This window comes from Escherichia sp. E4742, assembly GCF_005843885.1.
Lineage (GTDB): Bacteria > Pseudomonadota > Gammaproteobacteria > Enterobacterales > Enterobacteriaceae > Escherichia.
The window spans coordinates 4,642,014-4,662,571 of sequence record NZ_CP040443.1; the positions used below are offsets into that span (position 1 = coordinate 4,642,014).

14 protein-coding genes and 2 pseudogenes are annotated in these 20,558 nt (G+C 47.7%); 8 read left to right on the forward strand and 8 right to left on the reverse strand.

What is annotated here, in order from left to right:
* Positions 1–101: 101 nt before the first annotated feature.
* From FEM44_RS22575 to FEM44_RS22600, 5 genes and pseudogenes are all read left to right on the forward strand, one after another.
* Positions 102–347, forward strand: a pseudogene (locus tag FEM44_RS22575) (IS3 family transposase); the annotation flags it as partial.
* 646 nt (positions 348–993) lie between these two features.
* Positions 994–2,517 (forward strand): type I restriction-modification system subunit M, encoded by a 1,524-nt coding sequence (locus tag FEM44_RS22585; RefSeq protein ID WP_135522422.1) that lies wholly within the window; start codon positions 994–996, stop codon positions 2,515–2,517.
* Positions 2,507–3,772: a restriction endonuclease subunit S gene (locus FEM44_RS22590; RefSeq protein ID WP_054250739.1), complete on the forward strand. Its 1,266-nt coding sequence runs from the start codon at positions 2,507–2,509 to the stop codon at positions 3,770–3,772. The genes FEM44_RS22585 and FEM44_RS22590 overlap by 11 nt, the downstream gene beginning before the upstream one ends.
* Positions 3,773–3,793: 21 nt before the next feature.
* Complete coding sequence (locus FEM44_RS22595; protein ID WP_048971609.1) at positions 3,794–7,078, forward strand: type I restriction endonuclease subunit R; 3,285 nt, start codon at positions 3,794–3,796, stop codon at positions 7,076–7,078.
* Positions 7,075–7,830 (forward strand): M48 family metallopeptidase, encoded by a 756-nt coding sequence (locus FEM44_RS22600; protein ID WP_023285132.1) that lies wholly within the window; start codon positions 7,075–7,077, stop codon positions 7,828–7,830. Before FEM44_RS22595 ends, FEM44_RS22600 begins: the two co-directional genes overlap by 4 nt.
* A 308-nt stretch (positions 7,831–8,138) precedes the next feature.
* Here FEM44_RS22600 and FEM44_RS22605 read toward each other — a convergent pair whose 3' ends face one another.
* Positions 8,139–8,699 carry a hypothetical protein gene (locus FEM44_RS22605; protein ID WP_001088752.1) on the reverse strand — a complete coding sequence of 187 codons (561 nt, stop codon included), beginning with the start codon at positions 8,697–8,699 and terminating at the stop codon, positions 8,139–8,141.
* A 96-nt stretch (positions 8,700–8,795) separates the two neighbouring features.
* Between FEM44_RS22605 and FEM44_RS22610 the strand changes: the two genes are divergently transcribed.
* Together FEM44_RS22610 and FEM44_RS22615 are read left to right on the forward strand one after the other, a co-directional pair.
* Positions 8,796–9,128 carry a helix-turn-helix domain-containing protein gene (locus FEM44_RS22610; protein WP_001300511.1) on the forward strand — a complete coding sequence of 111 codons (333 nt, stop codon included), beginning with the start codon at positions 8,796–8,798 and terminating at the stop codon, positions 9,126–9,128.
* The gene (locus tag FEM44_RS22615; RefSeq protein WP_001301005.1) at positions 9,112–9,306 is read left to right on the forward strand and encodes an MbcA/ParS/Xre antitoxin family protein; all 195 of its coding nucleotides are present in this window, start codon (positions 9,112–9,114) and stop codon (positions 9,304–9,306) included. The genes FEM44_RS22610 and FEM44_RS22615 overlap by 17 nt, the downstream gene beginning before the upstream one ends.
* 116 nt (positions 9,307–9,422) lie before the next feature.
* Here the strand turns inward: FEM44_RS22615 and FEM44_RS22620 are convergent, their stop codons facing one another.
* The 4 genes and pseudogenes from FEM44_RS22620 to FEM44_RS25675 all read right to left on the reverse strand — a co-directional run bounded on the left by FEM44_RS22620 (position 9,423) and on the right by FEM44_RS25675 (position 15,153).
* Positions 9,423–9,857: a hypothetical protein gene (locus tag FEM44_RS22620; protein WP_001214165.1), complete on the reverse strand. Its 435-nt coding sequence runs from the start codon at positions 9,855–9,857 to the stop codon at positions 9,423–9,425.
* Positions 9,857–12,223 carry a hypothetical protein gene (locus FEM44_RS22625; RefSeq protein ID WP_135522420.1) on the reverse strand — a complete coding sequence of 789 codons (2,367 nt, stop codon included), beginning with the start codon at positions 12,221–12,223 and terminating at the stop codon, positions 9,857–9,859. Before FEM44_RS22625 ends, FEM44_RS22620 begins: the two co-directional genes overlap by 1 nt.
* Positions 12,220–13,770, reverse strand: a complete 1,551-nt coding sequence (locus FEM44_RS22630) for a site-specific integrase (protein WP_135522419.1) — start codon at positions 13,768–13,770, stop codon at positions 12,220–12,222. The genes FEM44_RS22625 and FEM44_RS22630 overlap by 4 nt, the downstream gene beginning before the upstream one ends.
* A pseudogene (locus FEM44_RS25675) lies at positions 13,754–15,153 on the reverse strand (site-specific integrase). Before FEM44_RS25675 ends, FEM44_RS22630 begins: the two are co-directional and overlap by 17 nt.
* Before the next feature lie 266 nt (positions 15,154–15,419).
* Here FEM44_RS25675 and FEM44_RS22645 point away from each other — a divergent pair.
* On the forward strand, positions 15,420–16,826 hold the full coding sequence (locus FEM44_RS22645) for an ISNCY family transposase (protein WP_441316608.1): 1,407 nt from the start codon (positions 15,420–15,422) through the stop codon (positions 16,824–16,826).
* A 140-nt stretch (positions 16,827–16,966) separates the two neighbouring features.
* On the opposite strand, the gene hipA is transcribed toward FEM44_RS22645, so the two are convergent.
* The 3 genes from hipA to lsrK form a co-directional block, all read right to left on the reverse strand.
* Positions 16,967–18,289 carry a type II toxin-antitoxin system serine/threonine protein kinase toxin HipA gene (gene hipA / locus FEM44_RS22650; RefSeq protein ID WP_138159200.1) on the reverse strand — a complete coding sequence of 441 codons (1,323 nt, stop codon included), beginning with the start codon at positions 18,287–18,289 and terminating at the stop codon, positions 16,967–16,969.
* Positions 18,289–18,555 carry a type II toxin-antitoxin system antitoxin HipB gene (gene hipB / locus FEM44_RS22655; RefSeq protein WP_130219125.1) on the reverse strand — a complete coding sequence of 89 codons (267 nt, stop codon included), beginning with the start codon at positions 18,553–18,555 and terminating at the stop codon, positions 18,289–18,291. The genes hipA and hipB overlap by 1 nt, the downstream gene beginning before the upstream one ends.
* 373 nt (positions 18,556–18,928) lie before the next feature.
* Positions 18,929–20,521, reverse strand: coding sequence for an autoinducer-2 kinase (gene lsrK / locus FEM44_RS22660; RefSeq protein ID WP_135522417.1), 1,593 nt, complete (start codon positions 20,519–20,521; stop codon positions 18,929–18,931).
* Between the last annotated feature and the right edge of the window lie 37 nt (positions 20,522–20,558).

The following is a 20,558-nucleotide window of genomic DNA, read 5'->3' on the forward strand; positions in this document are numbered from 1 at the left end:
CTCTACAGTCATTATCCTCACGATATGGACTTGGAGCGGTTTCTAGTTAGTTGGTACGTTACGCTACGACTTAACTTCAGGCTAGCAAAGGTCGCGGGTAACGGTTCTACCAGGCCAATAACCTGGCTCCGAGCATGAGCCGGCGTGGCAACTGCCGGGATAATGCTGTGGCCGAATCGTTCTTCAGTTCACTGAAAAAAGAACGCATCAGGAAGAGAATATACAAAACCCGGGATCTGGCCCGGGCCGATATCTTCGATTACATCGAAGTGTTTTACAACCGGGCCCGGCGCCACAGCCACCTGGGGGGCATCAGCCCAGAGGTCTTTGAACAGGCCTCGTCGTGAGGACAGGATATGTCTACGGCCGTGGGGTCAGTCCATGGGGAATTTCAGGGTGTAAACTCATCACGACCAGAGAAGACCGTAACAGATTTGGCCCCCTGGAGAGCGCAACATACAAATCACTTGCCCCCATGTTTCCCACATCCAGTATCAGCGCGTGATCGCATTCCAGCCCTTTCAGAAGAAGAGTTTAGCCTATTGAACGGTGCGATACGCGTCCTTCCCCCTGGTATCTACGTTGTTCACGGATAATTGATGCTGACTCTCTAATGCTTTTGTTAGGTGAGCTGATAGACAGATTTATCGCATCTTTTAGTCCGACCCTAAATACACGCGTTTCTTCCTTTTCTTCGAGCAAAAGGAATTGTAAGTATCCCGGCAGAACCCTACCATTACGCTGTACACAATGACGTCGGCGCTACCAGACCGCCATCGACAGTGTATCCAGTACCAAGCCGCGCGTTAGTGTTTGTTTCATCGACCAGTCCACCACATTACGGGCAAAAGAGTCCTATTCCCCTCAGGAAAAATCCACTTCGAACGATGCGGCTTTGACGTGCCTGAAGACGCACCTTAAGGTATCATCTGCACCAAATTTTCTACGATGAATACAACATATCGTAAGGTTTTCTTCATAGCAGGATGATTCATGAACGACAAAATCACTCAGGATACTATCAACAAAGCCCTGTGGGCCGCGTGCGATACCTTCCGTGGCACTATCAGCGCCGATACCTATAAAGACTTTATCCTTACAATGCTGTTCCTTAAGTACATTTCGGATGTCTGGCAGGATCACTATGACGAATATAAAAAGCAGTATGGTGACGCGCCGGAGCTGATTGAAGCGATGATGGCTAACGAACGCTTCGTGCTGCCGAAAAACGCCAGTTTTTATGCACTGTATGAGCGCCGTCATGAGCCGGGCAACGGTGAGCGTATCGACCAGGCGTTACACGCCATTGAAGAAGCCAACGGCACCAAACTGAAAGATGCCGGGAAAAGCGTGTTCCAGGATATCTCGTTTAATACCGACCGTCTGGGTGAAGAAAAGCAGAAGAACACCATCCTGCGGCAGTTGCTGGAAGACTTCGCCGGTGACGCTCTGAACCTGAAACCGAGCCGTGTGGGTACACTGGACGTGATCGGTAACGCCTACGAATACCTGATTAAAAACTTTGCTGCCAGCGGCGGGCAGAAAGCAGGGGAGTTCTATACCCCACCTGAAGTTTCGGACCTGATTGCTGAGCTGCTTGACCCGCAACCCGGTGACACCATCTGTGACCCAGCCTGTGGTTCTGGCTCATTGTTAATGAAGTGCGGGCGTAAAATCGTCTCAGGGCATAACAGCCGCAACTATGCTCTGTTCGGCCAGGAAGCGATTGGCTCCACGTGGTCGTTGGCGAAAATGAACATGTTCCTGCACGGCGAAGACAACCACAAAATCGAGTGGGGCGATACCATTCGCAACCCGAAACTACTCGATAAAAACGGCGACCTGATGCTGTTTGATATCGTGACCGCCAACCCGCCTTTCAGTCTGGATAAGTGGGGTCATGACGAGGCCGAGCACGACAAGTTTGGTCGCTTCCGTCGCGGCGTGCCGCCGAAAACCAAAGGGGATTACGCCTTTATTCTGCATATGATTGAAACGCTGAAACCGGGAACTGGTCGCATGGGCGTAGTGGTGCCGCACGGTGTGCTGTTCCGTGGCGCCAGCGAAGGTAAAATCCGCCAGAAACTCATTGATGAAAACCTGCTGGATGCGGTGATTGGTCTGCCGGAAAAACTGTTTTACGGTACCGGTATTCCGGCTACTATCTTGATTTTCAAAAAGCAGAAAGTAGATGACAAGGTGCTGTTTATCGACGCCAGCCGTGAATATAGGGCGGGTAAAAACCAGAACCAGCTCAGCGCAGAAAATATCCAGAAGATCGTTAACACCTATCGAGAAGGCGATAACGTCGAGAAATACGCCTATCTCGCCAGCCTGAAGGAGATTCAGGACAACGACTATAACCTCAATATTCCGCGCTATGTCGACACCTTCGAAGAGGAAGACGAGATTGATTTGCTTGCGGTGCGCGCCGAACGTGAGCAATTGAAAGTGGAACTGGCGAAGTTGGAAGTGGAGATGGCAGAGTATTTGAAGGAGTTGGGTTATGGCGTTTAATTACGAGATAAATCAACTCGAATTGATGCAAGCAAGAATTAAAAATGTGCCTCATGGGTGGCAATTCACTTATGTAGGCAAGGTGTTTTCCATCCGTAATAACTTGCGGAAGCCAATTAGCGAAGAAGAACGTAGTATGAGTCCGGGCAACTATCCTTATTACGGTCCGACTAAGATCCAAGGTTATATTGGTACTTATGAACAAGATGGAAGTTATGCTTTGATTGGAGAAGATGGTGATCACTTCCTGAAGTTTGAAAAACAGTCAATGACGCAGTTGGTGGATGGAAAATGTACAGTTAATAACCATGCTCATATTATTGAAGGAACTCAAGAGGCCACAAGAGAATGGTTTTACTACTATTTTATGCACAGGGACATTTTCAGCTTCTTGAGTCGGCAAGGGGCGGGTCGGTACAAACTAAACAAAGCATCCCTTGAAAAAATGCCTTTGTTACTCCCTCCTATTGCTGAACAAAAAAAAATCGCCCAAATCCTGTCAACCTGGGATAAGGCAGTTGCGGTAACGGAAAAGCTTCTCGTCAACAGCCAGCAGCAGAAAAAAGCCCTGATGCAGCAATTGCTTACCGGTAAGAAACGTTTGCTGGATGATAATGGTGTGAGGTTTTCTGAAACTTGGGAGCTGTATACCTTTGCGAAATTATTTCAGCGCGTTACAAAAAAAAATAACGGAAAAAGCACTAATGTTGTAACCATTTCAGGACAACATGGTTTGATTAAACAGGAAGACTTTTTCAAGAAAACAGTAGCTTCAGATACCCTTGATGGTTATTTCTTATTAAAGAAAGGTCAGTTTGCGTACAATAAAAGTTATTCTAATGGCTATCCGATGGGTGCAATAAAACGATTAAATCGATACCCGGAAGGAGTGGTAACAACGCTGTATATATGTTTCGAAATTTCTACACCCAAAGAATCATTCGGTGACTATTGGGAGCATTATTTTGAGTCAGGCCTTTTGAATAACAGTTTGTCTCAAATCGCTCATGAAGGTGGACGGGCTCATGGCTTGCTAAATGTAAAACCTTCAGACTTTTTTTCATTAAAAGTTCCGGTTCCTAGCTTTGAAGAGCAACAAAAAATCGCCGCCGTCCTGTCTGCTGCCGACGCCGAAATGTCCATGTTGGAGAAAAAACTCGCCTGCCTGAAAGAAGAGAAAAAAGCCCTGATGCAGCAGTTATTGACCGGGAAACGCCGTGTCAAAGTAGAATCGGAAGAAACCGTTAGCGCATAACGTGGAGAACAAGGAACACTCATGAATCAGCCGTACACGCCAAAATTCCAGGAAGAATACAGCGCCAAAATCCCGGCGCTGACGTTACTGACCAGCCTCGGCTGGACGTTTTTATCCCCGAAACAGATTATGGATTACCGGGGCTATAAACAGGATGAGGTGGTGCTGCGTCCGGTTCTGCGTGAAGAGCTGTCGAAGCGTTCCTTTATGGCGGGTGGCAAAATCTGCCAGTTATCGGAAAAGGCGCTAGATAACCTGATATCGCAGGTCTGTTCTCCGGCGCTGAATGAAGGACTGCTGAAAGCCAATGAGCGGATGTATAACCATCTGCTCTACGGTATCGCCGTCACGGAGTTTGTCGACGGCAAGAAGGTGACCCCCACCATTGCGCTGATTGACTGGGAACATCCGGAAAATAACCAGTTTCACTTTACCGAAGAATTTACGGTATTGCGGTCAGGCGGTGTCGAAACCCGCAGACCGGATATTGTCTGCTTTGTGAATGGTATCCCGCTGGCAGTCATTGAAGCGAAAAGCCCGGCAGGTCACGGTAAGAAAGGGCCAACCATTGACGAAGGGATATCTCAGAGTATCCGCAACCAGTTCAACGATGAAATCCCGCAGCTGTTTGCCTATAGCCAGCTATTGCTTTCAATTAACGGGCATGACGGTCGCTACGGTACCTGCCATACGCCAATGAAATTCTGGGCGGCATGGCGGGAAGAAGATATTACGGATGCGCAGATGTATGCTCTGCGCAACCATCCGTTATCGACTGAACAGATTCATGCGTTATTTGATCATCGTCCGTCAGCCGATCTCAACTGGTATCAGCAGTTAATCGCCGGGGGTGAACTGGCCGTTAGTGGACAGGACAAACTGCTCATCAGTCTGCTTTCGCCGGAACGTCTGCTGGAGATGACGCGCTTTTTCACCCTGTTTGATAAAAAGACCGGGAAGATTGTCGCCCGCTATCAGCAGGTGTTCGGCATTAAAAGACTACTGGAACGCATCAGTACCCGTAGACCAGACGGCGGCAGGGAAGGTGGTGTCATCTGGCATACCACGGGTTCCGGAAAATCTTATACAATGGTATTTCTCAGTAAGGCGCTGATTCTACATGACAGCCTGAAGCAGTGTCGTATCGTTGTCGTGACAGACCGCATAGATCTTGAGGAACAGCTCAGCGGTACCTTTGCGTCCGGCGGCGAATTGGCCGGGAAAAAAGATAAAGCCAATGCAATGGCGACATCCGGGCAGATGCTGGCGAAACAGATTGGTTCCGGTAAAGAACGCATCATTTTCACCCTAATCCAGAAATTTAATACAGCGACAAAACTCCCTGAATGCGTCAATACCAGCCCCGATATCATCGTACTGATTGATGAAGGACACCGCAGTCAGGGCGGTGAAAACCATGTACGTATGAAACTGGCCCTGCCGAATGCCGCCTTTGTGGCATTTACCGGTACGCCATTGCTGAAAGAAGATAAGACCACCAATAAATTCGGCCCGATTGTCCACGCCTACACTATGCAGAGGGCTGTCGAAGATAAAGCCGTTACGCCTCTGCTGTATGAAGAACGTATTCCGGATCTGGAAGTGAATGATCGGGCGATTGATGCCTGGTTTGACCGCATTACCGATGGTCTGAGCGATGCGCAAAAGGCTGACCTCAAGCGTAAGTATGCTCGTAAAGGTGAGGTTTACAGTGCAGATGATCGTATTCGCCTGATTGCGCTGGATATCGCCACACACTTCTCGAAAAATATTGATGAGGGTCTGAAAGGACAACTTGCCTGCGACAGCAAAATCTCTGCCATTAAATATAAAAAGTATCTTGATGAAGCCGGTTTGTTTGAATCAGCGGTGGTGATAAGCCCCCCGGATACCCGGGAAGGGAATACCGAGGTGGATGAAAGTAAGCTGCCGGAAGTAACGAAATGGTGGAAGGATAATGTCGGTACGCAGGATGAATCCGCATACACCCGCGATATCATCAGTCGTTTCGATACCGATGATAAGCTTAAATTGCTGATTGTCGTCGATAAACTGCTCACCGGGTTTGATGAACCGAAGAATACCGTGCTGTATATCGACAAACCGCTTAAATCCCATAATCTTATTCAGGCTATTGCCCGGGTAAACCGACTGCATCCACTGAAAAAGTTTGGCCTGCTGATTGATTATCGCGGCATTCTGGCTGAACTGGACACGACGATCGGTAAATATCAGGATCTCGCCTCCCGAACTCAGGGAGGATACGACATCAAGGATATTGACGGGTTGTACAGCGCCATGAGTTCTGAATATAAACGTCTGCCGCATCTGTATAACCAGTTGTGGGCCATATTTGCCGGTGTTAAAAACAAAAATGATACTGAGCAGTTACGTGCAGTACTGGTGCCAAAAATGGAAGAACGTGACGGAGAGATGGTCGATATCCATCAGAAAACCCGTGATGATTTCTTCGAGGCGCTAACGGCCTTTGCCGGATGCCTGAAAGTAGCGCTGCAGTCCGCCACCTTCTTCACCGACAAGAGCTTTACGGAACAAGACCGAAATCTCTATAAAGAAACCGTAAAACAGATGTCCAGCCTGCGCCAGTGGGCGATGCAGGTCAGTGGTGAGCAGGTCAATTATGACGACTACTCGGAGCAGGTGAAAAAATTGCTGGATAAGCATGTCACCGGCGTTGAGGTTCGTGAACCGGATGGCGTGTATGAAGTCGGTAAAATGGGCAAGAGCGAAAAGCCCGAAGAGTGGGACAGCAACAAAACCCGCAATGAAACCGACATCATTAAAACCCGCGTGACGAAGATGATTGAGCAGGAGCTGCGTGATGACCCGTATGCTCAGGAGGCATTTTCCAAACTTCTGCGTATGGCTATCGAAGAAGCAGAAAAACTGTTTGACCATCCGCTGAAGCAATATCTTCTTTTCCGCGAGTTTGAGGCGCAGGTGGAAACCCGCAAACTCAGCGACATCCCGGATGCGCTGGCCGTAAACAAACATGCGCAAGCATACTACGGAGTATTTAAAAAAGAGCTACCTGAGGTTTTCGCGGTAAACGATGATCAGGTTCAGGATAAATGGACGAAGCTGGCTTTCGAAGTGGACACTATTATTGTCAAAGCGGTTTCGGAAAATTCCCTCAATCCTCAGGATATTGAGAAAGCCGTTAAGACAAGCCTGTTGCCGCGACTGTTTACTGCCTGTCGAGAGATCGGTGCTGGAATGAACCAGGTAAACCGTATCGTTGAAACCATCATCCAGATCCTGCGCGTTGGTTTGATGAAATCATGAGTGAGAAAAAGTCACTATCTATGAATGCTGTACGTTTTGTTTATGGTGATGAAACCATCGTGGTTCAGTGTGTCCCACGGAAGGTTGTTAAAGGCAGGATACTTATCAAGGTTCATCCGGACTGCCGGGTAGTCGCATCTGTACCACCCGGAACGCCGGAGCAGGATGTGATATCTTCGCTGAAAAAGCGAGGGCGCTGGATATATCAGCAACTAAGCGACTTCAGGGAGCAACAAACGCATATCGTCCCGCGTCAGTATGTGAGTGGCGAAAGCCATTACTATCTTGGCAAACAATACCAGTTGAAAGTAACAGAAGATGCTGCTGTTCCGCAAAAAGTGAAAATGTTGCGGGGCCGTCTGGAAGTCACCGTCAGACACAAATCCGCTGAACGCGTTAAGGCGGTGCTGGCTGAGTGGTATCGGGAGCGCGCCAGAGATGTGTTTCAACGCAGACTGGATTTACTGATACCGCAAACCTTATGGGTAAGTGAGCGTCCTCCGATACGTTTACGAGCCATGCAGACGCAATGGGGAAACTGTTCTGCAAAAGGCTGCCTGACACTTAACCCGTGGCTGGTAAAGGCTTCCTCGGAATGCATCGACTATGTATTGCTCCATGAGTTATGCCATGTCGCTGAGCACAATCACAGCGAGAAATTTTACCGGCTGATGGGGCAGGTTATGCCGGGTTGGGAAAAGGTAAAAAAACGCCTGGACGGGATAGCCGGGATGCTGTTGGCTGATAGGTAGTTATTCAGGACGGGTCACCGATAATAAAAAAGCCCTTTACCGAATGTTTGCTTTGCTTCATCCCGAGCGGAATTTTACAAACCTATAACCAACTATCATTTCGGTAACTAATAAACAGAGAGTACTGAACTTCATTAAGGAGTTGCATCCGGGACTGGCTGACATTATATTTATATACGTCTAGCATATAGGGGTGTCGCTGTTAATCTCATTTTAATGAGGCTTGTCAGTGCATGAAGGGAGAGGGCGGGCTCGGCTTTGCCCTCTCTTTTTCATGACTCCATTTAGCTTCAAATACTTGTTAAAATTCATTGCGTTACTGCAAGGGATTGATTAATAATTCCAATTAATGTATTTATTTTTTCATTTATCTTGATGTGTTTTTTCTCTTGTTCAAGAGAAAGCTTCCTGAATTCATTTTCTCTGCTCGGCACAGCAACTATCAATTCTTCATAAATCTCCTTTGCTCCTGATACTTTCGCCAACTCACTGCTGTATTTTTCAATAAGAGACTTTATTTGGATATTTACATTTCTGTGTTCATGGTTGGTAGCACTTGAAACAAGTTGACAGGAAGACTTTGGGGTTGCCTCAATTAATTCCACGCATTCTGTTGCGATATTAAATTCTGATGTGACTGAGTATAAATATTGATACACGCCTGTTTTTCTTACTTTGTTTAATAATCCTTTTCTAACCAGGGATTGAATTTGGTTATAAGCAAAAGCTTTTGCCTTTAAATAATTTTTCGGAAGTGAAAATCGCTCGATAAGAATTTTTGCTACTTCGTTACTGGTGAAGTTATCTTTGCCAATTAAGATGATTGCAGAAAATATGTACGACTCAGGGTTGGTTACTCGACTATTCATATGACAAAACAAGGCTGTTAACTTAGGATTGCTAAGTATACAACAATGACAGATACTTAGACAATCTAAGCATTCGAGGCCAATGAAGATGAATCAGTGTCTGAAAAAAATCCAATACCAGAACGACTTAAGGAAGCGAGATGCAGGGCGGGTTTATCACAGCGCTCTCTGGGTCTCCTTGTTGGCTTTGATCCCGCATCGGCTAGCAGTCGTATGAATCATTATGAGAAAGGACGCCATGTCCCCGATATTGATACGCTTCGACGAATGGCGGCAGAGTTAAACGTACCGTTGAACTATTTTTTTTGTGATGATCAGACAACAGCAGAACTTGCATTACTCATCTCCCGAATGACAGAGGAAGAGCGAAGTAACCTTATCGAAGCACTAAAAACGTCTTCAGGTGTAAAATATGCTGACAAAAAATGATGTTATACAAAAGGCTATTGATCTTTTTGAAGGTAACGAAAGTGCAGCATTAAACTGGTGCAATGAACCAAACAGAGCATTACAGTGGAAAACGCCCTCTGAGATAATGGACTCAGAAGAGGGGGCGTTGAAAGTTGCCATGCTCATTTTTCGAATAGAGCAAGGCGTTTATTCATGATTTACGACCCATCTTATTTCTCCAACTAACGGTTGGAGAAATTTGGGAAGGTAAGCAATATACAGAATGACGGAAAGAAATCGTCCATGCCCTTTGCCGAAAAATTACAACCAGCATTATGACGACTTGTGTAACTCCCGAATTACATGTTTGGCCAACAGACTTTCCACCGGAATAACCGTATTGATTTTTACCGCTTTGACAATTTCTATCAACGACAGGGTATTCTGCGCCAGTTGGTCTCGCAGCTCACTGACTTCCGCCTGCAACTGCTGGTTTCTGGCCAGCAAGGCCTGACGGGTTTTGCGGTTGACGTATTGCTGTTTTTCTTTTGGGCGTAGATTCAATGGGCCAAGTTGCTGATCAACATAGGCAGCAATTAGGCGTTTTCGCTCAAGGCTGCTCAGCGTACTTAAACCACCGTTAACGATACCTTTTGCCTTGAGCCGAATATGCAGGGCCTTGGCGGAAATAGGGGACTTGTCAAAGCCTTCAACCAGCATCAGTTGTAATTCGTGCTCGATCAGTGTGTCCAGTTCCTTGCCGCGCATCAGTCGTTCTCCTGCATCAATTGTTGGTATTCAAGTGCAAAAAGCTGGGCCAGTGTACGGACTTTGCCCTCGGTGATTACTCCACCAGACAACACACTCTCCGCAGCAACCAGTTGTTGAGTCTTGGCACGACGCTGCCATTGTGCTTGTATTGCCTCGAGTTGCTGTAACCGTCGTTCGATGTCGGCCAGTCTGGTCTGGTAGTCAGGCTGATGTTGTGTAAGTTGGGTCAACTTCGAATGTGCTTGCTGTAACGCCTGTTTTTTGGCAATCAGATTGGGTAGCTCATCTATCCGGCCTGTCAGCGTGAAATGTTCACAAAAGGCAGCACTCTGGCATTTCAGTCGATAAGGACATCCCCAGAGGTTAACTTCCCGCATACAGGAGCCAAATTTCAGCGGATACATCACGGCATGTCTTGCCACCATGGCAGAGGCTTGCTCTGGTCCTTCTGCGTCGCGGATTTCTTCAAAGGCGGCAGCAACATCTTCAAAGAGGCCGTCAGCAAATGACGCCTCGACAAACCTAGCTACATCATCCCGATCGTCAAAAGTATGCAGGTTGGCTTTGATGGTATTGTCCAAAGTCATGTGTTCCGTGACCGCCAGTTGGCCGGTCCGTTTGACGATTTCCAGTGGCGTAGCAACGGAGGACGAAGAGGGCGCGGCAGTTAGTGCTGTCGATATCGGCTGCAAGGGCACCAACGAGGCTGCTTTTCGCCGTTCTGCAAGCGCCAGATGCTGATAGTGCTGATTCTGCGTGATGTCCACTCTCCCCATCAGCATTGCCTGTAAGTGGTCAGCGATATCCGCAATGGCAAGAAAGGTATTGATGTTGTGCCGGGGAATGTGGGTACGCATCCGGGTGGGGGTACCATTCTCTTCCAGTAATTGATATTTGCTGAATACTGATCCATCAGGCTCAACATTGCCTAAAAATTTATTCATAAGTGTGTTAGTGAAGGGTATCGGTATAGCCAGCAAAGCCAGTGTGCGCTTTAATGCCAGCGAACCCTTCTCATGTAGAAATAACAGGTCTTCGTAGTTAACTTCGTAGCGTTTGCCATTTTCCATCCAGGCGTGCGTACAGGGTTCGTTGGCATTCGTCAGGCCAAATTCGGTCTTGATGTACTGATTAAGGTCAGTCTTGGAATAATAGATAGATTTGCTGTTTTTTGGCCCTGGCATTTCTTGAACGGGCAGCACACCTCGTTTGCTGAGGGCTTTGGATGTTTTGTCTCGTTGTCCTGCCCGGCCACGAAAGCTTGAGGTGGTTTGTGTGATGTACGTCACCACATCATCCAGTTCGACTCGTTCACCGGGCAGGGCGCTGATGGCCTGTGGCAGGTAATCAGTAAAAGATTTCGCCCGTAGATAGGTCAGATGACTGCGTATTGGTGCGGTCAATATTTTAACGGAACTGAATATACTCTCGACCAGAGGTGCTGCCAGCGGTTCTACCCAATGCGTTCGCTCCCCTGCACCTTTGACACCAACATAACGGATACCAAGGAAATAATCGGGTAATCCCTTGTCCTGAAACCGCTTGCGGATTGCCGGATCATCAATCTGGCGTTTAAACAGCGCATCCTGTCTGAGATTAAACGTTTCAATGGAGCGAAAGCCGGTGATAACCAATAACAACAGGCAATTTAACGCAATTTTCTCAGCATCACTTTCCACCCGCTGGATTAATGCAACTATGTTCAGAAAACCACGAATGGTAATCAACGCATCTTCACCATCGGTAGTGGTATCAGCCAGCGTGTACTGCTGTTTCAGCGCCATGGTTTCCCGGGCTTTGCGGGTGAGGTTGGTTTGATTGGTATATTGCCCATCGGACACATATTGCAATGTCACCAGTGTGAATGACTGGTGATTAACCAGTTTTTGCAGACTGACACAACGTCCTTTGTAATTGGCGGTATTGGGATCCCCTAGAGATGAAGCTGTGCTGAGGTTATCCATCGACCGTTGAATTACCCCTGTGGTTAGATACACTGGGTGGGTTTGCCCGGTCAACTCAAATAGTGAGTGGTACCAGCGCTTCAAAATCATCAGTGTTGCCACTGCCACCGCTGGGGATATACTTCGATTTCTCCTCCGATACACCAGTACCAGCAGGGCTTTCATAAACCGGGCATAGTCTTCTTCCACGGCATGACGCCCCTCAATACCTTTGGTACGGCTGATTTCATCAAAGCGTAATTTATTTTTGCCATTACCACGTAACCAGCCACTACCATTGCTGCCGCAGACCCAAACAGGGTCATCCCATGACTGATCGAAGTCTGCCGCCAGATGCTGTTCAAACCAGCTTTGCTGCTCGGTGATAAAGGCGTGAAACTGCGCAAAATGTTTTTTCATCGCACACCGCCTTTTTCTTGATGAAAACGGCAACGGGCAATCACGGATTGAATTTCAAATTGTGTGGTTTCATGGATGGAAATAAGTGGATTGCGGGCGTTGCCAACACTGTCTGAAATGGAAATCAATTCATCGACTTCTTTAACTACACTCTCCAGCACCGCCTGGTGGTCACCATCAGTAAAGGGGCGGTAATACAGGCAACCGTAGCAGCAGCGTACTTCACAGAACGGACATTCGCCATCATCTCTGGAGCAACCACCAATCCCATCATGCAACTGATCACCGACTATGCCGACCACGCGCTGGCCTTGCCATTCCGTTGAAGAGGTCAGTTCACCTGTCAACATCATAGCTACCATGTTTTGCCATACCGGATTGGTACCCAATGCTTTGGCTCGAATCAGTGCCAGCGCAGGCGTCGCCAGGATGTAATACTTGGCAACAGTAAGTGAGGTATGTCCCAGAATATGCGCAATTTCTTCGGCGCTGCCCCCTTGCATAGCCAGTGAATGGCCCACGTTGTGGCGCAAGTCGGTCGGCGTAATGGTTGGCAAAGCCGCTTCGCCACGCGCTACGGCAGCCTGATAATCTGGAGGACTGAATCTGAGGATGGCCTTGCTAATCGCCTTGGACACATAAAATGATGCAGAGTGACTAAATTCAAATAACTTGCCATCAGGTTTTAGTTGCGCTCGCTCGATATAGTGCCTAATCAACGCGCCGATTTCCGCTGGAATCGCCAAAAACAGACGTTCAGTCGTTACGCGCCGCTGTTTGGCGTAGGGCAGAAGTAAGCTATAGCGTATTAACCCGGTTTCGGGGTTTCGGGTATCAATGCGCAAATCTTTTGTTGCCAGCTTGGCCAGTTGTGCCGGGCGGGCTCCGGTGACATAAGTCAGTCCCAGAATTGCTGCATCTCGAATGGTGTTCAAACTGTAGTTTTCGCCATAGCGAATCGACGTAGCCATTTCAAACAAGCCTTTACTGATCATGCTTTTTTCGAGCGGATCCAGAACATGGTCGATTTCCTGATAGATGTCCCAGTCGTGGGAATGCGGGCGAGGGATAAATTCGAGGTCTTCGTAATCGTCGAGGGTGAAACCGGGGAATGCTTCGGCACAGAGGATTTTTAGGCCGAAAATGATGTAGTAGAAATATCGAGGATCAATTTCCTGAGTTTCAAGGTAATCTTTCAACACCGTAAAAGTGAAAGCAGATTGGGTTATGCAATGATCAGTTGCCAAAGACCAGGCATGGAGTACACCAGGAATCTGGGCTGGACACTTGGCAGATGCATAACGGAAGCAAATATATTTGGTTAATTGGTTGCTGATTTTATCCCGTCGGAAGTGGGCATAGCAGCGGCTGCCTGAATAATCGAATACCCAACTGTCACTTGTTGAATTAATATATTTATCATCGAAATAATCTGCCGACTTGAGATAAATGCCAGCAGGTATATCAACTTTTGAAATACTTTCAACAAATGCAGGTGTATAAATGGTACTATTCGACTCATTTAACTGTTTATTGATTCGACTCATATGCACTCCATTCGTCACATACATGAGAAAAGGTTGCTCTCAGGGCCTCGTTATCCATAGCGATTCGGTGAAGATTGGCCGTATTAGCCTGCTGTGATAGAAATCTTTTGGCATAAACATCAGGCATATGGCTATTGTGACTCCAGCCGCCAAGCAGTCGTAATTCATCCTTGGCTTCATCCATCAATCCAACGATAGAAAAATCCATGACAGCCTGGAGTGAGTCGGCCTTAGTTTTTTGAAGTTTTTCACGATAAATGCGTTGAAGTGTCAAATAAGCCCAGGTATGCCGGGTTATATGAGGCGAGATGCTTTCAATGGCATCATAATATTCATCTGTTTTATATTCAGGATACCGCACACTCATAATGTCATCAATCCGGGTAAAGATATCATAAACTGCATGGTATGACAGTGGCGGGTGTGGTTTTTGGGTGGAAGTGAACAGAAAACTATGGGAGGCTTGAGGGCGAATTTTATTGATATATATATTTAGAAAATGAAAGTCCAGTTTATCTAATGCCAGCACCCGGTTTGCATAGACATTTTTTAATGAAGGCAATCTTTTTCGCTGATCCGAAACGTCGTCATCTACTGTGGTCACAATCAGGCTGAACTGATCCCCTCGGAGATTTGGTTTGATCGAATGACACTCCAAAAGCAGTAATTCACTGACACGCAATCCGTAATTTAAAAGCAATCTGCAAATCAGAAAATTACGTAGCTGGATTTCACCAGCGGGGAAGGGATTAAGTGGGTTTTTCTTTGAAATTGAACCGGGTGTAATGATTTGGTAAAAAGCCATGACCATCTCAGCAGTCAGACTTCGAAAGCGCTTATGGGTCGTGCCATTGTTCATCTGACGAGAATGGGTAAGAGTACGGAATTCTGCTTTATGTATCGATAACCGTCCCGTTAACTGCGTGGCAAGTCGTGTGAGCTCTTTAGGTGAGCCATCTATATATCTCGGCGAGATATACGTGTTAATCAAATATCTGATAAAACGAATAACCGAATGTACATGCCTGATATTTGTACGACGTTGAGGCGTGGTCTGCGTCGTAGACCTTATGGTTAACGCTGGTACATATAAATGCGTATTTTCCAGATAATGAAAAAAGGCTGTAAGTTCATCAATGGCAATCAATGGATTGTGGTTCGAGGAATAGAAACTGAAGCAAAAAGTCACGCCATGTTTCTGGTGCCAGAATTCATAGAAAAACTTGAGCGCTTGAAGTGAAGAGGATTGCGTGGCTGATGAACGCAAAGCAAGATGGTCTATAAGATATATTACGGATATAAAAGCGGCTGGCGCGTGTGAGTATCCATCAGTGCCCATAAACGCTGCCGTTGGTTGATATTGAGTTGTGTGAGTATGAACACGCGGCATTTAACCATCGTAAATGGTGTGGGTATGAACAAAGTAACCGACAAACATAACGTCATGCAAGAAGAAGATAGAGGGATAGGTAAGTGTATGATTGATCGTAGTCTGGGGCTGGTTATGAACTAAATGAACGGCGGACTAAATTTAACATAATCTATGTTATGCGCACCAAGAGTGTAGTAGCTAAATTGAGATGTCCGTCTCTGACTAAATAGACATGTCCGCGCTACAGTCTCACCACAGCGATCACTGCTTTCAAAGGATGGGACTCATGACGGCATACGGAACGGAGTTTTTCTCAATGAACGATGTAAACCGACTCAGGATCCTCCAGGACGTTATCGACCGACGCCTCACTACACGTCTCGCAGCCAGCCGGCTGGAGATTTCTGACAGACACTGCCGCCGTCTGCTTGAACGTTACCGCGAACACGGACCACTTTCGCTGGTAAATCGTCGCCGTGGGCAGCCAGGTAATCGGCAACTGATGCCGGGCCTCGCTGAGCGTGCACTGCTTATTATCCGTGAACGCTACGCTGATTTTGGTCCGACGTTAGTCTGTGAGAAGCTCGCCGAACTCCATGGTCTGTATCTGGCCAAAGAAACAGTACGCAAGCTGATGATACAGGCTGGTTTATGGATCCCCCGCAAGTTACGGCCACCGCGTGTACATCAGCCACGTCCGCGACGTGCCTGTACCGGAGAGCTGATCCAGATTGATGGCTGCGAGCATCGCTGGTTCGAGGAGCGAGGCCCTGCCTGCACACTTCTCGTTTACGTTGATGATGCAACGAGTCGGCTGATGCAACTTCTGTTTGTTAGTTCCGAGTCTACTTTCACCTATTTTGAAGCCACCCGGGGCTATCTCGAGCGCTACGGTAAGCCTCTGGCGTTTTACAGCGACAAAGCCAGCGTTTTCAGGATCAACAACAAACAGGCCACCGGTGGCGATGGTCAGACTCAGTTCGGTCGAGCCATGAACGAGCTGAACATCACCGGTATCTGTGCCAACACCAGTTCAGCCAAGGGCCGCGTTGAACGGGCGCACCTCACGTTACAGGATCGCCTGGTCAAGGAGTTGCGGCTCCGTGGTATCAGTACACCTGAGGCTGCAAACGCCTTTGTCGAAGAGTTCATGGCTGACTACAACCGTCGGTTTGCAAAGCCGCCTCGTCATGATTTCGACGTTCACCGTCCGCTTGAGAATAATGAGAATCTGGAGGCAATATTCACCTGGCGTGAACAACGTAAGGTCTCAAAAAACCTGACACTACAGTATGATAAGAGGCTTTATCTCCTTGAAGATAATGAGGAAAACCGGCGTTTTCAGGGCAAATACATTGATGTCTGGCAGTATCCGGATGGCACTATCGAACTCCGGGCTAATGGTACTTCCCTGCCCTTCATAACCTATGACCGTCTGGGAGAACTGGACCAGGGCGCCATAGTCGACAACAAGCGACTGGGACGAGCACTGGAGATGATAAAACTGGTTCAGGACAAACGTGACAACACCCGTTCGCAGGCTCTGCCATCACTGGACGGCCAGACCTCACGCAGAAAGAAACAGCCCGGAAAGAAATCACAACGAAGCCTGAATCAGGACGACATGCTGGAAGCCCTGCAGCAACTCCAGACAAGAAGCGAAGAAATCTTTGGTAAAAGCTGAAACATAACCCACATGCGGACATCTTAATTTAGCTGCAAAGCGGACCTTTAAAAACAGCCGAGACAAAGATAAACAAAGGGAAAATCCAGTCTTTAGCGGTCATGATTGTCCTGCTCATTAGCCACGACCAACCCCACATCTCACTTAATTCCGTATTCTCGGCTTAACCGACCGTGCAACCTCAACACATTGGTTTCAATTGCCGTCACCACATTCTCCGGAAAATCTGCCGGTAATGAAGTCTTCACGTTATCCAGTGCTGCGGGAATCATGCTGGCAAAGTCACTCAGGATTTCATGCATCTGCACTTCCGGGAATTTCAGCGCCTTTGCTGTCGCCAAAAAATGTCGCGGATAAATTTTATCGATTGTCGTTTTTCTGCCTTTGGATGCGTTAAGCCCCATTGCCAGTTTGAGATCGCTGATGTGTATTCCCGCGCCACCCAATACCGGGAATGCTGAAATGATGTCGTAAAATGGCGTGAGTCGATAACTGCCACCGGCCTGGATAAAAACCGAAAAATTTTTCGCATGGCCGTCCGTCGCGCCAATCAACCACTGGAATACCTGGAATTTCATAAAATCATAACGATCGCGAAGCGCCTCGCTGGAACCCATTAAAAACGCCATGATCCGCGCGATGCCTGGGCCTCCGTCAGATTCATATTTCACCGATGAAGGTAAACCGAATGTCTGACACATATCCTCCTGTGGCAAGCGAAGTAAAATCGTTCGTTCAGTATTCCAGCGCCTGTCAAAGCGTTCGACCGCTAACGCGCGCACTCTACCCGCTTTTATGATTTCTGCGTCCGGAACATTCAACCCGAGTTCTTTCGCCAGCAGCAGACAGTAATATTCATTATCCACGCTTTGACTGAGATCGAGCGTCGCGTTGGGCTGCCTGATTTCACCAATCGGTAATTTAATGATATGCGTCGTCGGCGTTATTCCTTTCGGAATGCACCAGTCATTGCCCATTCTGAGCAGCGCGGTCTTCTCCTGCGCGCCAGCAACCGAGATGCCAAAGTCATTTTCTTCTCTTATCATGCCTAGCGGAATATCTGCTTTATAAGCCGTTAATACTTCTTCAAGTCTGGCGTCAGTAAGCTTTTCCCATGCCATTATCGGGTGCGTTACGGTTTCATCTTCTGGTAATAATGTCACGGCGCCAACGCTGTCTCGCCCTATTTCTGACAATAAATCAAACGGTTGTCTGGATTTAGCATGATAACGTTTAACGATCCGGTCGCGTACAACCGGGCTATCGGGTAACAGGTTATCGAAGAAGTTAAACACGGCATCAGAGGTGATATTCCCCCTCTGCAATGGCAGCGATAGCGACAAAGGCCTGGCATAACGGTTGGCTAACCACTCCGGCGCATACCTAAAAGTGTGCGCGCCATTGGCCAACTTCGTTAACTCGCCTACCCGCTGGTTGTTCATCCAAGTGACAAGTTTAGGCATTACCACTCCAGATCTTGCTGTTCTGTTGATTCTGGCGCAGCGTTTTTCGTGTCGCATAGCGTCATTGAGAGTTCAAGTGACTGTAATATCTTAAAAAATGTCGTCAGCGTGGTGTTATCGGGATTATTCTCGAAATTCGAAATCGTCGCCTGCTTGATGCCGATTTTTTTCGCCAGCTCGCTCTGTGTCCAGCCATTTTGCTGACGAACCAGTTTCATTGCATTCGCTAATTGCGTTGGGCTATAGATCATCGGAAAGCTTATCATGTCATACGTCCACAAGAAGTTTATCCGCTTAAGGGGATATTTTTAGTTTTATCCCTTAGTGAGGATAAAGTCAATCTGTAAACGCATTTTATCCGCTATACGGGATAAATGCTGCGATATCCGCGATCGCGGATAAAAGGGATAATTTAAAAAACGGCGCTGATGCGCCGATTGAAGTTGCTAACTAAAGTCGGCAATACTAAGCCGCATACCATCTTCGGCATGCGGCTTGATACGGTTTAGCAGATATATTTCACTCCCGGCATGCCCTGAGTATCGCTATAGCCTTTATCACCTAATAAAGAAAAGAAATAGGAATACCGATACTCAAAAATTAACAGCCACGGTTATCAGGATGTGGCTGTCAATAAAACTATAACCCAGGCGCTTTCCATAACGATGTCGTCAGTCCGTGATCAACCAGCCCCAGTTGATCCTGATATACAGCCTGCCACTTATCGCGTGAATCTTGATAAAGTTCATGCTTTTCCGGGTCTGGTGTATGCGTTCGTTCCCAGCGTACAAGACGTTCTCCAGTTTCTGCCATTGATGAATAAATCCCGGCACCGACGCCAGCTGCAATGGCACATCCTAATGCGGTGGCTTCTTTGACCACCGGAATATTAACGGGTAATCCCGCGACATCAGCGAGAATTTGACTCCATAATTTCCCTTTTGAACCTCCGCCTGCAAAGACCAACGATGTAGGATGAATATTCGAAAAATCAGCAATTTGCTGTAAATTACACGCTGATACAATCGCCGCATTTTCTTCCAGTGCACGGAACAATGTCGCTTTGTTACATTTATCCGGGTCAATGGACAAGTTAATAAAGGAAGGCGCAGCGTGATACCAGGTTTTAAAGCGCATTCTGTCGGAGAATATCGGCATCACGCCCCACGACCCAGGCGGCACCCGACTGGCCATCTCTTCCAGCAGCGTATAGGTGTCGATACCTAAACGTTCGGCAATCAGTTTTTCTTCAGCACAAAAGGCATCGCGGAACCAGCGCATGGTGAGTCCGGTAAAAAAGCTAATAGATTCAGCTTGTACCATGCCAGGAATAACATGGGGATTAACGCGCACGTTCATTTCTGGATCGGTCAATGGTGTAGCTAAGTTCACTACCTGCTGCCAGAATGTGCCGCCAAGAACAGCGGTTTGTGCCGGACGCACAACGCCTAACCCCAGACAACCGAGTTGCACGTCCCCTCCTCCCACGACCACCGGAGTGCCAGCCTTCAGGCCGCAAAGTTCCGCAGCTTGTGAACTTACCACGCCCAGCAATGTGCCGGTTTCTTTGACAGGAGAAAGAATATCAGCCCGCAGTCCGGCCATATCCAGCAATGCAGGTTTCCAGTCACGGGTGGTTAGATCGAGAAGTCCCGTGGTGCCTGCGTTAGACGGATCGACCGCCAGTTCCCCACTTAACATATAGGCCAGCCAGTCGCTGATCATGGTGATGGTCGACGCTTGTCGGTAGATATCAGAACGATGGTGCGCCAGCCAAAGTAATCTGGGAATGGCGCTTAAAGCCAACGTTTGTCCGGTCGCGCGATACACTTCGTTTTCAAAGGTATTGTTATGCAGTTCTTTAAGTTCGCTGACTTCCCGCGCCGCTCTGGCATCTACATTGGCGCAGGCCCAGATCGGTGTTCCTTCATTGTTATATAAAACAATGCCTTCGCGCATCGAACATGCCGAAACGGCAGCAATATATTCCGGCGCGATACCAGAATTATGTAACGCCTGGCGCATACATTCGCACGCCAGTTGCCAGTTCTTATTCAGATCAAATTCCATTGAACCGGGAACGTCAGGTACTGCCAGATGCCGCCACTCCGCCTGTCCTACCGCGATTTGATTGCCTTCCAGGTCGAAAATCACAGCCCGAATACTTCCGGTGCCAGCGTCCAGCGCCATCAGGTAATGCTTTGATTCTGAAGGGGTAAAGAGTCGAGCCATTAGATTATCCTCGGCTTAAGCGTTCTGTCTGTTCCTC

What these genes read in the sequence shown, in the direction of transcription:
- FEM44_RS22590 (WP_054250739.1), top strand. Translation starts at nt 2,507, where the DNA reads ATGGCGTTTAATTACGAGATAAATCAACTCGAATTGATGCAAGCAAGA.
- hipB (WP_130219125.1), bottom strand. Translation starts at nt 18,555, where the DNA reads ATGATAAGCTTTCCGATGATCTATAGCCCAACGCAATTAGCGAATGCA.
- FEM44_RS22585 (WP_135522422.1), top strand. Translation starts at nt 994, where the DNA reads ATGAACGACAAAATCACTCAGGATACTATCAACAAAGCCCTGTGGGCC.
- FEM44_RS22625 (WP_135522420.1), bottom strand. Translation starts at nt 12,223, where the DNA reads ATGAAAAAACATTTTGCGCAGTTTCACGCCTTTATCACCGAGCAGCAA.
- FEM44_RS22620 (WP_001214165.1), bottom strand. Translation starts at nt 9,857, where the DNA reads ATGCGCGGCAAGGAACTGGACACACTGATCGAGCACGAATTACAACTG.
- hipA (WP_138159200.1), bottom strand. Translation starts at nt 18,289, where the DNA reads ATGCCTAAACTTGTCACTTGGATGAACAACCAGCGGGTAGGCGAGTTA.
- FEM44_RS22615 (WP_001301005.1), top strand. Translation starts at nt 9,112, where the DNA reads ATGCTGACAAAAAATGATGTTATACAAAAGGCTATTGATCTTTTTGAA.
- lsrK (WP_135522417.1), bottom strand. Translation starts at nt 20,521, where the DNA reads ATGGCTCGACTCTTTACCCCTTCAGAATCAAAGCATTACCTGATGGCG.
- FEM44_RS22630 (WP_135522419.1), bottom strand. Translation starts at nt 13,770, where the DNA reads ATGAGTCGAATCAATAAACAGTTAAATGAGTCGAATAGTACCATTTAT.
- FEM44_RS22645 (WP_441316608.1), top strand. Translation starts at nt 15,420, where the DNA reads ATGGGACTCATGACGGCATACGGAACGGAGTTTTTCTCAATGAACGAT.
- FEM44_RS22600 (WP_023285132.1), top strand. Translation starts at nt 7,075, where the DNA reads ATGAGTGAGAAAAAGTCACTATCTATGAATGCTGTACGTTTTGTTTAT.
- FEM44_RS22605 (WP_001088752.1), bottom strand. Translation starts at nt 8,699, where the DNA reads ATGAATAGTCGAGTAACCAACCCTGAGTCGTACATATTTTCTGCAATC.
- FEM44_RS22595 (WP_048971609.1), top strand. Translation starts at nt 3,794, where the DNA reads ATGAATCAGCCGTACACGCCAAAATTCCAGGAAGAATACAGCGCCAAA.